The sequence below is a fragment of the Hallella faecis genome (assembly GCF_018789675.1).
Classification (GTDB): domain Bacteria; phylum Bacteroidota; class Bacteroidia; order Bacteroidales; family Bacteroidaceae; genus Prevotella; species Prevotella faecis.
Map to the genome: position 1 here is coordinate 1 of NZ_JAHKBE010000064.1, position 13,363 is coordinate 13,363.

General features: G+C 51.9%; 7 protein-coding genes. 3 read left to right on the forward strand and 4 right to left on the reverse strand.

Annotated features, from left to right (window positions below; translation table 11 throughout):
• The first annotated feature begins 322 nt into the window (after positions 1–322).
• From KM934_RS11320 to KM934_RS11330, 3 genes are all read left to right on the forward strand, one after another.
• Entirely contained in the window at positions 323–1,612 is a 1,290-nt protein-coding gene (locus KM934_RS11320; protein ID WP_215760710.1) for a M48 family metallopeptidase, read from the forward strand.
• Positions 1,613–1,618: 6 nt separating this feature from the next.
• Entirely contained in the window at positions 1,619–2,167 is a 549-nt protein-coding gene (locus KM934_RS11325) for a GNAT family N-acetyltransferase (RefSeq protein ID WP_215760711.1), read from the forward strand.
• A 605-nt stretch (positions 2,168–2,772) separates the two neighbouring features.
• A complete protein-coding gene (locus tag KM934_RS11330; RefSeq protein ID WP_215760712.1) occupies positions 2,773–5,478 on the forward strand; it encodes a beta-N-acetylhexosaminidase in 2,706 nt (901 codons plus the stop codon).
• 126 nt (positions 5,479–5,604) lie between these two features.
• On the opposite strand, the gene KM934_RS11335 is transcribed toward KM934_RS11330, so the two are convergent.
• From KM934_RS11335 to KM934_RS11350, 4 genes are read right to left on the reverse strand one after another with little or no spacing between them, the layout of a single operon-like run.
• Positions 5,605–8,622: a type III restriction-modification system endonuclease gene (locus KM934_RS11335; protein ID WP_215760713.1), complete on the reverse strand. Its 3,018-nt coding sequence runs from the start codon at positions 8,620–8,622 to the stop codon at positions 5,605–5,607.
• 5 nt (positions 8,623–8,627) lie between these two features.
• The gene (locus KM934_RS11340; RefSeq protein ID WP_215760714.1) at positions 8,628–9,356 is read right to left on the reverse strand and encodes a retron system putative HNH endonuclease; all 729 of its coding nucleotides are present in this window, start codon (positions 9,354–9,356) and stop codon (positions 8,628–8,630) included.
• Positions 9,353–10,774, reverse strand: a complete 1,422-nt coding sequence (locus KM934_RS11345; protein WP_215760715.1) for an AAA family ATPase — start codon at positions 10,772–10,774, stop codon at positions 9,353–9,355. Before KM934_RS11345 ends, KM934_RS11340 begins: the two co-directional genes overlap by 4 nt.
• A 12-nt stretch (positions 10,775–10,786) precedes the next feature.
• On the reverse strand, positions 10,787–12,691 hold the full coding sequence (locus KM934_RS11350; RefSeq protein ID WP_215760716.1) for a site-specific DNA-methyltransferase: 1,905 nt from the start codon (positions 12,689–12,691) through the stop codon (positions 10,787–10,789).
• Between the last annotated feature and the right edge of the window lie 672 nt (positions 12,692–13,363).

The window sequence follows — 13,363 nt, forward strand, 5'->3', positions numbered from 1 at the left end:
GGCTATGTGCTTGTTGGGCCTTCAGCCCACCCTGCCTAAATCCGAAACTTTAGTTATATGAGGTGTGCCCCATAAGCTTTCGAGACTCTTTTCGGGGCCATGGGAGCAAAGCGGGCCATGAGACCGAGCAACAGGGCGCTATGGGCCGAAAAGAGGGGGCGCGGCCCTCAACAGCGCTGGGCGGTTATGAAGGGGAAATGTTTTTTCGAGGGGAAATGATGGGCGAGTCGATTATTCTTTGTATATTTGCGAATTACCGCAAACTTAAACCCACACAAGCGAAGGACACGCTTGTTTTCACATTAACCAATACCGTAGGTCTATGGGATTATTCAATATTATTGGCTCGAAGACGGTGAAGACCCACGAGCAGCAGAAGGCCGAGGAGCCTGTGGTGACCAAGGAGTATAAGTTCGACCCGACAATCGAACTGGAACGGCAGTTGGGCGAGCAGATCTACAACGCCCTGCAGGGCAGCATCGTGGAAGAGGTGCTGCGGCAGATACGCACCTCGAGCAGCGACGCGTATTGGCGGAGCAACATGGAGGGCCACAGCCTCAAGGTGGAGAAGGAGTTGCTCAGCGACTTCTACGACCTCTGCCATGAGGTGAAAGACAAGTTGGGCTACACGGCCAAGGTGGATTTCTACATCACCGGCGACTCGTCGGTCAACGCCTTCTCGGTGGCCTCGGAGGACGAGAACGAGCCCAACATCGTCAACATCAACTCGGGACTCTTCGACCTCATGACGCGCGACGAACTGAAGTTTGTCATTGGCCACGAGCTGGGCCACCTCATCAACAAGGACACCCAGCTCACGCGCCTCATCCATTTTGTGTTCCCACCCGAGACGGCGGCGCCCGTAACGCTCCAGTACAAGATTCGCCTGCACGAGCAACTGGCCGAGCTGGTGGCCGACCGATATGGCTACATCGCCACCGAGGACCTCGGCGTGTGTGTGACGGCCTTCTTCAAGATGGCGTCGGGGCTCGACCTGGCCAAGATGAACGTGAGCATCGACGCCCTCATCGCCGACAACAACAAGCGACTCTCCTATTTCCTCAACGACAAGGGCATGAGCCGCGCCTCCCACCCCGTCAACCCCATCCGCGTGCAGGCGCTGAACCTCTTCGCCACCGTCAAGTCGCAGGCTGAGCTGAAGAAGGGCATGGAAGAGCTCATCTCCATCCTCCTCAAGGTGGGCGACAGCGAGCAAGACGAGCACACGGCGCGCTTCATTGCCAGCGCCGGCATCATCGTGGCCTATGGCGACGACGGCATCAAGAAGGAGGAGATCGACCGCATCGTGGCGGAACTGGCGTCGCTGAAGATATTCCCGCGCAAGTTTCTCGACGAGATCATCAGCGGCGACGTGGTGAAGACGTTCAACGAGTCGGTGGAGAACCTCCTGAAGATCAATCCCGGCATGCGCGAGGGCATGCTGCGCTACATGATCGACATTGTGATGACCGACCAGGTGATCTCGAAGGAGGAAATCGAACTGCTCTACAACTTCGGCGAGAGCGTGGGGCTCAGCAAGATCGAGGTGGCCAACGCCATCGCCGAGGCCATACAGCAAAACTACATACCCAGTTTGGATTCAATTGTATAAAAGAGTATGAACTTAGAAATTCGTGACGCGAGAATTGACGACGCAGAGATTGTGGCGTGGACCGTGCTGACGGCGCTCGACATGGAAATCCACGACCTCGACAAGTTTATTAAGTCGTGCTCGGCCAACGACACCCTCTACTCGTGGAGAAACGCAATGGTGGCAACGGTCGACAAACAAGCCGTGGGATGCCTCATTGGCTACGAGGGCAGTCGCTATCGGGAGCTGCGCGAACGGACGTGGCCACAGCTGTGGGACGACATGGACCCTGAGTACCTCATGAGTGTAGAGGACGAAACGGCCCCCGGCGAGTTCTACCTCGACTCCATGGCCATCCAGCCCGGCCACCGCGGACTGAGCATCGGCAAGAAGCTCATGACCTATGCCATCGAGAAGGGCAAGGCGCTGGGCTGTAAGAACGCCACGCTCCTGGTAGACACCCACAAGCCACGCCTTGAGGCCTACTACCGCTCCCTTGGCTTCGAGGTGTTTGCCCAAATGGAATATTTCGGCCACATCTACAACAGGATGCGACTTCCGAATACGGAATGTTGAATGGAGCTCTCGAAGGGGGCGTTGAAGTCATAAGAAAGATGCGCCCCCTCTGCTGTTCATTTATCCCACGGCTTCGCACTCAGGGCGTCCGAAATGTCAAGTTGCTGATTTCGGTAAGATAGGAGGAGAGCACACATAAGGCCGTGGGCTGCAGCCTGCAGCGCTCCCCTGAAGGGCGCAGGCTGTCGGGGCCCTGGCAGGCGCATGCATGTTTTTCAGCCTATTTCGGCAAATAGTGGGGGCAAAGCGGACTTCATGACGGAAATTATCCGTACCTTTGCAAACGGTTAGCGCCTCGCCCTGCCCTGGGCAAGACGGGACCGCGGGTTGCCTCCCATGAGCGCGGCTGCGTGCCGAGCCGTTTGGCGCTTGCCCCAATGCCTATACTAACACGCGGGCCACGGCTTGCGGAATATTGAAACTTGCATTATCTCTGCCATGGCGAGAAATCGTGCCATGAAATGGAAGGTTTTCGTTAAGCCAGATGAGCAGAGCCGAGCTTGCTCGGGCTATGCCATGGCGAGAAATCGTGCCTTGAAAAGGAACCTAATAATTAATGTTTAATATTTGCTCTGCCGACCGGCAGGGCGGTTAAAGAATCTTTTATGAAAAAACTGTGTTTTGCACTGGTGATGTTGTTGTCGTGCGTATGCTCATACGCTCAGACGATAACAACCTACAGTCTCAGCGAAGCCCCCATCACGAAGGAAGAGCTGCTCAAGGGCAACCTGAAGGTGGCGCTGCGCGTTTGGACCACGTCGAAAGACCTCTATCTGAGCAACGCCAACAACAGCAACGCCTTCGACGCCAATGGCTCCACGGTGTTTGCCGTGGAGGCCGTGAAGGGTGGCGTCAAGCTCAAGAACGTGAAGAGCAATGAGTATTTTGGTGGCGAGGGCGCAGCGCTGGCGCGTACGGCCGATGCCGCCAAGGCCAAGGTGTTCTCACCGGTGAAGATCGGCTCGAAGGTGGCCAACACCCACGCCGACGCCGACGAGACGCGCTCTTTCTGGCTCACCTGCCAGGCCGGCGGCACCAAGTATCTCAACACCAACACCAGCAATAACGCTACCGTGCAGTATGCGGGCGGCAATGGCAACTGGTCGACCTTCTATATCTATAAGGTCAGCGAGGAGCAGATAGCCGTGCCCTACCCCACCTGCATCATCCCGGCGCCCCGAGGCGCTGAGCTCAATGGCGAGGGCCGCCTGGCGCTCTCGGCCATGGACAACATCAGCTTCACCACCGACCCCGCACTGGCCGAGGAGGCTTACGTGCTCAACATCACCGCCGACGGCATCAGCGTAGCCTCATCGACCGAGAAGGGCAAGTTCTACGCCCTCCAGTCGCTCGCCCAACTGGCTGAGGGCAACGCCGAGGGCCTGCCCCTGGTGCGCATCGCCGACAAGCCTCGCTTCGGATACCGCGGCTTCATGCTCGACGTGAGCCGCCATTTCTTCTCTGTGGCTGAGGTGAAGAAGATGATCGACATCATGGCGCGCTACAAGATGAACGTGTTCCACTGGCACCTCACCGACGACCAGGGATGGCGCGCCGAGATCAAGCGCTACCCCAAGCTCACCACCGTGGGCGCCACACGCAGCGACAACTACGACACGCCCATCACCAAGATCGAGGAGAACGGACAGGTCTACTGGACGGGCAACGGCGCCAAGACGGGCAAGCCCTACGGTCCTTACTTCTACACCCAGGACGAGATGCGCGAGGTGGTGGCCTACGCCAAGGAGCGCCACATCGAGGTGCTGCCCGAGGTCGACATGCCCGGCCACTTTGTTGCCGCCATGGCCGCCTACCCCGAGTATAGCTGCAACCCCAGCCGCGCACCGCAGGTGTGGACGGGCGGTGGCATCAGCTCCGATGTGCTCAATGTGGCCAACCCACAGGCGGTGGAGTTTGCCAAGAATATCCTCGACGAGCTTTGCGACATCTTCCCTTATCCCTATATCCACGTGGGTGGCGACGAGTGCCCCACCACGCAGTGGGAGCACAACGACCTCTGCCAGCAGAAGTATAAGGAGCTCGGACTGACGAGCTATCGCCAGTTGCAGGCCCATTTCATCAAGGACCTGGCCGACTTTGTGGCCACGAAGAACAAGCACCTGGTGTGCTGGAACGAGGCCATCACCGCTGGCGGCGCCGACCTCGACCTCATGAAGCAGACGCAATCGACCATCATGAGCTGGAACCCCTGTCAGGAGGGTGTGGCAAAGGCCGTGAAGAAGCTCGGCCTGCCGGCCATCGTCACCGAGTATCACAAGGGCGACGGCGGCTACTACATCTGCCGCAAGCAGAGCAACGACTACGGTGAGCCTTCGGGCGCCGGCTACGGCAACGACGGCGTGGAAGGCTGCTACAACTATGTGCCTGTGCAGGGCATGTACACCCAGGAGCAGATGGCGCTCGTCAAGGGTGTGCAGGGCACGTTCTGGACCGAGCACGTGGGCACCAACGAATACTTGGAGTACCTGGCCCTACCGCGCCTCATCTGTGTGGCCGAGGCTGGATGGACACCGCAGGTGTTCAAAAACTGGGACAACTTCCGCACACGCCTGGCCAACCAAACCCAATGGCTCGACGACCACGGCTATGTGTACGCACGCCACTGGATGCCTGGCTATGTGCCCCGCACGCAGCCCATGCCCGAGAACGAGAAGGTGGCAGCCACACCCGAGCTCAGCAGCCTGAAGAGCCCCAAGTGGTACCGCATCAAGTTTACCGCCGGCGGCACCTATCTGCAGATGAACGGCTCGAACCTGTCGACCAACGCCCTGTTCCAAAACGACAAGTCGCAGTATTACGCCATCATCCCCACCTCCACCAAGAAGCCCAGCCTCAGCAGCGTGAAGCTCTACAGCGCCAACGGCTACTGGGTAACCACCAAGGAGGGCACGGCCACCAACGGCCAGAGCGGCACCTTCGTATGCGGCACCGAGAGCGAGGCCAAGGCCCTCTACCTCAACCTGCAGAAGCACACGGCCGACACGCAGAAATGGGTCATCACCAAGATCGCCGACAAGACCACGGGCTTCAACACCTGGGGTGGCGACAACCCCGGCGCCAACATCGGCTTCTGGAACGTGAACAGCAATAGCGACAAGGTGGAGTTTACCACCGACGACTACAACGCGGGGGTCGACACCGCCATTGGCACCATCAAGGCCGACGACGCGCACAATAACCTCACCGCCGCCGTCTACAATGCCCAGGGCATGCGCCTCAACGGCATGCAGCAGGGCCTCAACGTGGTGCTCTTTGCCGACGGCACAGCCCAGAAGGTGTTTATGAAGTAAGCGTCGCAGCTCCATAGAAATCTATGCGCAGCTAACTGGTATCTTAAAAAATGAGACGACACCGACAACATCAGGAACTCCTGGTTTTGTCGGTGTCGTTCTGTTTACGGGTTACGATCGTTGATTTTACGAATCTTGCATCACCAATTCATTAATGATGGTCTTTACTCCCGTACTATTGATCTGTTTGCGGAAATGAACCGTGTATCCATTGGCTGTCATTTCCTTGAAGAATTCTTCAGCGCATGAGATCTTCGTTCCTTCGTCAGGAGCAATGTTCGACTCCTTGTCGTACGCTTTTGTCTCAATGACAACGTGCAGTTCCTTTGTGCCATCGGTTTTCTTAACCACATACATAAAGTCGGGACTATAGTTGCTCGACGCCACAGTTGGGATACAGATGCTGTGCGACGGAATCTTTCCATACACCACCACTTCCTCTATCTCAGTTTGGATATTCTGCAGTTCCAACCCCGAATCGTAAGCATAAGCGTCATAGAGGTAACTCTGAGGAGGATTGCCTGCAATAAACTTGTTGCCTATGTATGCCTGGACCACTTCATCCTTCACAGTTCCGTCGGCGTTAGTCAACTTTGTTTCCTTCACCTTATAATTGGCTTGCTTGTAGCGCACCAGCCCTACAAGCTGCTCACATTTCCAATCGTCAACCGCTACGGCCAATCGGGTAAGTGATCCTTCGTTGAACATCTCGTCGGTAAGGCTATAGCCATTCTTGACCGCTTCGCATATTGCATGATGCAGTAAGTGGACTGGGATGTTGGTATTCCTCGCAGCTCGTTTTAGGAATTCGTTATACGCATAATGATGATTAACCAAAGTTAGTTCGGCATGAGAGGCTTCTTTGGCTACCGCCATATTGTTTTCAAACTCGAGAATCTTACGCGACGACTCCACCGTTTGGAGCGCGAACACATGTTTGTCTTGGATCAAGGCAGGAAGCGCGGCTTCAATCTTCAAGTCGATCTCCTTGTCAAAATAGAGAATATACTTCCTGTTCAATTGTGCCCACAAGTCACGCAATTCCTCGAATCTCGCCTTGCGTATATGCACCTTGTCTTTAGGTGTTTGGTTGCGGTCTCGAATGCGTTTGGTGTCAACGCCTCTAATGATGTCCTTAAACTCAGGGTACTTGTTCTGCAGGTCGTCGAGCTTCTCAGGAACAATATTCCGGGCAAAATCCACATAGCCTTCGGTCATCAGTTCGATAAAGAACTTGTTGACATCCATCTGGCGCTTTTCGGCCACCAAGATAATATCCGACTCCGTAATGGTGAGCGGACTTCTTTGGTCTGTACCCAGGTCTCCGTTGATTTCCGCCACCAGTTTGTTGGCAAAGTCTTTTTCCGTAAAATCCACGATGTAGTTGAGCATGAACGCTGAGTCGCTAATTCTATTGCCAGCACTGTCGACTGGCAGACGCAGACCGCGTCCCACTTCCTGCAGTTTGCTGATTTCCGAGCCACTGGAGCGCAGCTTGCAAATAGTGAACACGTTAGGGTTGTCCCACCCCTCTTTCAGGGTCCACTTTGAGAACAGGAACCTCAGCACATTAGGTTTTCCTTCTTCCGTGGTGAAACTGAGCAGTTGCTTTTTGCCATGCAGAATAGTCTTTACCTCTTTGGCAATGTTCTCGTCGCTATCGTTGTTGTCTTTCGAGAAATATCCTGCACACGAGGCATCGATGTTGTCGAGGGTCGCTTGGAGATATGCCGCATATTCGGATGTGTTCTGGCGTGCCAGTTCTTTCTTGACTCTCGCCGTCAGTATGTCGACAAACTTTTTCCTTAACCAACCGTCGTTCTTGCCTTCTGGTCCACGGAAACTCTCTATGTTGTCAATAAAAAACAAGGCCAAAGTCTTGATGGGCAACCCTTCGCGGCAGAAGTTCTCTCGTTCGGTCTCAAAATGGCGCATCAGGGCAAGCTCTATCATGCCTTCTTGGTATGACACGCCATATTGGTCGGGGAAGAATTCCTCTCCGGTCAGTTTGACTTGGCCATTGCTCAGACTGATACCGTTCTTGGATATAGCCTCTACCGTCACACCGTCTAAGTCGTTGTCGAGCATACCCAAGTTTTCGCCAACATGAAGGGTGAATGTTTTGCTTGCATGGTCAGCGCTTGTCAACCTCAGATGAGCGTTGTCGCCTTTCACCACAGAAAGCAGCTTCACTTTCTTCTCCGCCTTCTTTCCTCCTGGCAGTTCCAGGTGCTCCTTGGCCACGCCTTTGATGAGCCCCTGGTTGAACGAGTCGGCCGCATTCAGGTCATAGATCAGCTCCTGATAGTCTTTCACCGTATGCTTGTTCTTGCCTTTGCCAACGGAGAGGTCGGGAAAAGTGGCGCCATAGCGCAGCACGAGCTGAGGGTGGAAGTTCTCTATGAGCGCAGCATACGATTTGCCGCTGCGTTCGACGCGGTGCGGCTCATCGATGATAAGCACAGGCTTGGTGTTGGCAATGGCGTCGACGGGCAGATGAAACTCGCCAAGCATTTGGTCGTAGTCGTCGCGTGTCAGCAACTTACCGTTTGTAAGCAGCTGGGTGTTGAGCAACAACACGTAAATCTTATTCTTCACATGGTGGTTTCCAAAGAAGAAACGGCCCACGGCCGAAGGCATGTTCTGCCGGCCTTTCTTACTTTGCTTCTGAGGTTCGAGCAGGCATAGTTCTATCTCAGCATTGTAGTCGCACACGTTTTGGAAGTGGCGTTTCACCTCGGGCTCGGTCAGAAACGACGCTGTGCCAGCCTTGATGGGCAGCGTGGGAACGGCAATGATAAACTTGTTGAAGCCACAGCGCTTGTGCAACTCAAACATGGTCCGGGTGTACACATAAGTTTTTCCCGTTCCTGTTTCCATCTTGATGTCGAGAAGGCGGTGGTAGGGCAGGGCTTTTATCTTATCGGTAAGCATATAGGGGGTAACGTGCAGCTTGGTGGCCTTGTCCAACAGGTTGGCTCTTTGGCGCACCACCTGCAGGGCCTCGCCGCTGAGTTGGTTTTTCAACAGCGGATTTTGATGGCTCGCCTTTGGCGCCTCCTGTATAGAGGCCTCCACCACCGCGGCCACGCCTTCCACGGGCAAAAGTTGGTGGCGAAGGTTATTCTCGAGTTTTAGTTCCATGTATCTTAGTCTCCTGGGAGAAGTTGATTTATTGCATCAATAAGGACGAAATAAAATTCTGCGTATTTTCCATCCGCATTCGGCTTTTTCAAACCTTCTCTGTATGCCATCAGGTCATCGTCAGTTAAGACACCATCTGCCATTATGAGCGAATCGATGGCCGCCCTTCGCCTGTCGGTAAGGTATTTGCCTGCTAACCCCAAGGTTATAACATCTCGTTTCGCATCGTCGTTGCTATGATGAACGCAGCCTTCCAAATCATACCAGAATGCATGCTCGCAAGCTTTATCCAAGGGCGAATAGGTTATTTCCTGTGAACCTTTAGCTTCATCGCAATGAATAAGCTTCTTCCTTTCCGACCTCGTGGAGGCGCAGTTGCGTAAGTTCATTTCTTCCCTGCTTGCCCTGCACGACAGCAGTAGATTTTTATACTCGCCAACCCATTCGCGATGAGATTCCTTGGGAAGGACATGCTCAACCCGATATTGAGGATTAAAAGGATAATCCAAATTCATACCACAATAACAGCACACGCCTCCTTGTTCAGCATACATTTGCTCTTTCAAGGCATGCATGGTTGGCATATTCCTAACGGTTTCGTATAATTGTCCACCGGTTCTGCCAGGGTGCACTTCGGGGCGACGAAGGCTTTCTTCGTTCAAATGCAGATTAGCCAACTCTTGTTCGTGGCTTACTACCGCATCTGTATCAAAATGCTTCTCTATATACCTCATTTCCCAATTATTTCTAAACGGCTAATAAGCGAGCGCAATTTAACGAGTTCTATTTGGTCTTTGGGGGTAATCCTCTCAAGCTCTGCCACGGTTTCCTTTGCTGCTCCTGTGTCTTTTTCAGCCACTTCACTCCAAGCCTTGTCGAATAGCTCTTGAATTTCAGGCTTACGCTTACTAACATCCATGTTCTCTTCAAGCATCTGGTTATAATCTATACCATGAATGTTGCGCCATTCCTCTGGAGCATCACAAGCAGGGGTCATCTTCAACACCCGGTTCCTGCTATTTTGAGTTTCAATGTCGGTTAGGACAAGTGGTGAATGCGTAGAAACAATGAACTGAACATGATGAAAGGCCCTTTGGAAACACTGTAGTACAACTTGCTCCAACTGCGGATGCAGGTGCAAATCGATTTCGTCGATGATTACAAGTCCAGGATTATTTGTTGTTGACTTCTCGCTTAAGATATAAGAGCGGTATGCCAAATCGAGAACGATATTGAAAAGGCGCTTGTATCCAGCGGGCAGCTTGCGGAAATCATATTCCTCGCCTTGTGCCGTTTGGATGCAGAGCTTTCCCTCGTTCTGCTTCGTTCTTCCCAATGTGAAGGCATTGAACTTAATGGCATTCTCTGAGTCGAAAACACTATTGGATGTAAACGTGCTAAAACATTCGGATATGCATTGTTGCTCATGGGATAATTCCTGAAACTCGGGCTCATCTTCTTCTTGCAGCTGGGCATGCGCCATGATTCCCTGCTCATTTTTAACCACTCCTTTGGCAAGAAGGGCTGCTTGCCTAAACAGGTTGTTCTCCAATCTGAGAATCCACTCGTTGGTGCATCCCTCTTCCTCGTCCCAGTCGAAATAGGCGAAATTGCGCAAGGCGCGGATCTTCGCCTTCACTTGGCTCTTCTTGTTGTCTTCCTTATGGGGGAAGCCATCAGAAATGTAGGCCAACAAGGGAAGCTGGCCGCTGTTTTCTTGCCAATCGTAAAAGGCCAAATAGGCATCCTCAAACTCGGTGGGGCGAAGCTTGCTGTTGTTGGCCTTGGCGCTCATCTTCCAATCCACATCCGTTAAGCCGGGGCCGAAATCGGCTGTGGCGGCTATCTCGATGAACGAATCTTCCAGATTGTTGAAGTCGTCGTTCGCAAAGCCCTTGGTGTGTAGATACGGATTGTTCCTTGTGATGGTCTTATAGCCCACCAGTTTTTTCTTTCTTTTGCCCCTCACCGTAACGTTCTCATAGTCGTTTTTGGTATACATAAGCATGCTCAGGGCCTTGTGTATGGCATGTATCAATGTCGATTTTCCCGAGCCGTTCTTACCGAACAGTACGGTTACACCGGGTGCGAACTCAATGGTGTAGTCGCGGAAGCAACGGAAGTTGCTGATATGTAATTTCTTTAGATACATAATCTCATTGTTTTAATATCTCACGTCGATGTTTACCGTCAAGGTCTTGTTGCCTTCCTTCAGCGTGCGGAGGTTTTTCTGCAACTCCTCCCGATGGGTGAATGCGAAGCTATAGCCAAAGACCACGATGTTGTGGGGCGAGAACGGCTCGCCATGATACTTGTCCATCAATGCCGCAATGCTGTTGGCGTCGAAGTTGCGGTCGGGATTGATCAGGTAGAGGTGGTCGCCCTTCCAATAGGCTTTGTAATTGCCAAGCATCACCTCCTCGGCGTCCTCAATCAGGCCATAGCCATCAGCCACGAGCCATGTGCGGAGCACGGTCTGCAAGCCAAAGTCATCCACATTCAAGGGTGTGATGTTGTTGGAAACAGGGTCGAACCGCTCCATCAGCAACAGGGCGTCCTTCTTCGGCTCCTCCAAGGTGTAATGCTTGAAGCCAAGGTCACCTGCAAAGAGTGGATTGTCTTCCTTTATTTTCTTGGCGGCACGCTTGATGCGCTCAAAACCAAGATAATCAAGGGTATGCGGATATCCTAATCCTTCAAGAAAATTTATATCTCTTATCAATAACTCTTTTCTCTCACCTGTCGCAGTCTTTAAAGATTCGTCTAAATTCTCCGGTAGCTGAATCATCACATATTTAAGCGGCAATTCGCCAGAAAACTCGGAAGATAATTGCATGACGGAATGAGCTGTTGTAGCAGACCCAGAAAAAGCATCTAAGCATATATCATTTGGCTTCAATACTGATTGAATTAAATATTTAACTAAATACACAGTCTTAGGATAAGAGAAAAGATTAGCCATACCCAGTTCTGCTAAATCTTCTTGATGAGACTTAAATTCATTTTCTCCTAAAATAGATCGTATTTTCTTTCCTTGTGCAATTCTTTGTTTAAATTGCACTGCCCACGAACCATTTTCTTTCTTAAGAAATCTTATTTCTCCATTTTTTTTATCTTCAAGGAAACGGTCTTCTTTTCTAAACCATTTTCCTTCAAGCATAGTGCCGTCAGGCGCTTCAATCAAATATGGTTTTGTAGCCGTTGAGGATCTTTCCATTGTATCCCAAAAATATTTTCCGATTTCATCTTCAAATGCATAACGCTTAAGATAATTTTGATCAAAAGGAACAAATAAGTCTGGTAATTGTTCTATATCCTTTGCATAAACAAGCACATAATCATGTTCTATAGCAAAATGATTCGAAGCACTGCCACCTCCGACTTTAGTTCTTCGTGTCATATTTGTAAGAAAATTATGTTCTCCAAACACCTCATCGCACAGCTTCTTCAGATTCGCCTGCTCATTATCATCGATGGAGATAAAGATCACGCCATCATCAGTGAGCAGATCGCGTGCGAACGACAGACGGGGCAACATGAAAGTGAGCCAAGCCGCATGGCTGGCACTTCCACGGCGCGTCATAGAAAGAATACGCTCGGCACGCTCAGGACTTACATCCAAGCGTTTGGCAAGATCCTCGGCAGTAAAATTGAACTTGTCATTATACACAAAGCCGTCAGAGCCTGTGTTGTAAGGAGGGTCGATATAAATCACCTTTACCTTGCCACCATACGATTTTACCAAATGCTGCAACGCGTCCAAGTTGTCGCCGCTGATATAAACATTCTTGCTATTGCGGTTCTCGGGCTTGGCATTGTGCTCCTCGTCGGGACGAATGAGCGTGGTGGTATCCATGTTGGTGAGCATACGAGCATAGTTTTTGCCCAACCAGTTGAAACCGGTGGTTTCGTCGGTCAGCGTTGTGCCGTCGGGCAACGACGCCTTAAAAGTCTCTATGTCAAACTTGCCGTCAGCATCGAAGCATTGCGGAAAGTACCGCCTGAGCACTTCCATCTCCTTCTGCCCCGCCGCTGCATCAGCGTTGTGAGCCATGATGTCCTTTATCATAATGGGTTATTCTTTTAGTCAATGGTTAGCTTCTTCCAAACGTTGCCGGCAGTTCACCTCCAACATCAGGAAGCATGGCGCTATCTTGCTATCTAATTGTATCATGCAAATATAGAAAAAAAATCGCAACCAACGCTAACTGTTTGCAACAAAAAAAATCCCAAATGATGTTTTTTGTTCATCCGAAGGTCTCATTCATCATTCAACATTCTCAACATCCCTCCCCCAAATCTACGCGGTTTTTCCCATCGCACCTCGGCTCGCTCCCAAATACGCCATTCTCACGCATTTTTGTAACCATCTAACATTCTGGCACTTACCATTCGAAGGGCCTATTTCGCACGCCACACGCCTCATTCCACACCACCAAAAGCCATCTTTCGCACCGCCATCCCTACCCTTTCGAGGCTCCTTCTCTTAGCTCTCGAGGCTCGAAAACTAAGCTATCGCAACACGAAACATGCCCAACGCCACAGTAGGCGCTTCCCATCGGTCATCCCAAACGCCCCAAACAGCCTTTCCCGTCCTCTATTTCGGCCAAAAATCCGACACAAGTTTTTCACCAAAAATCCTTACTCTCGGATGGGATTTGGAGTGAGAGAGGATTCACGTAAGTGTTTACGCTCAGACGCGGTAACAACGAATTGAACGAATTAACTCTAAGTTTGCAGA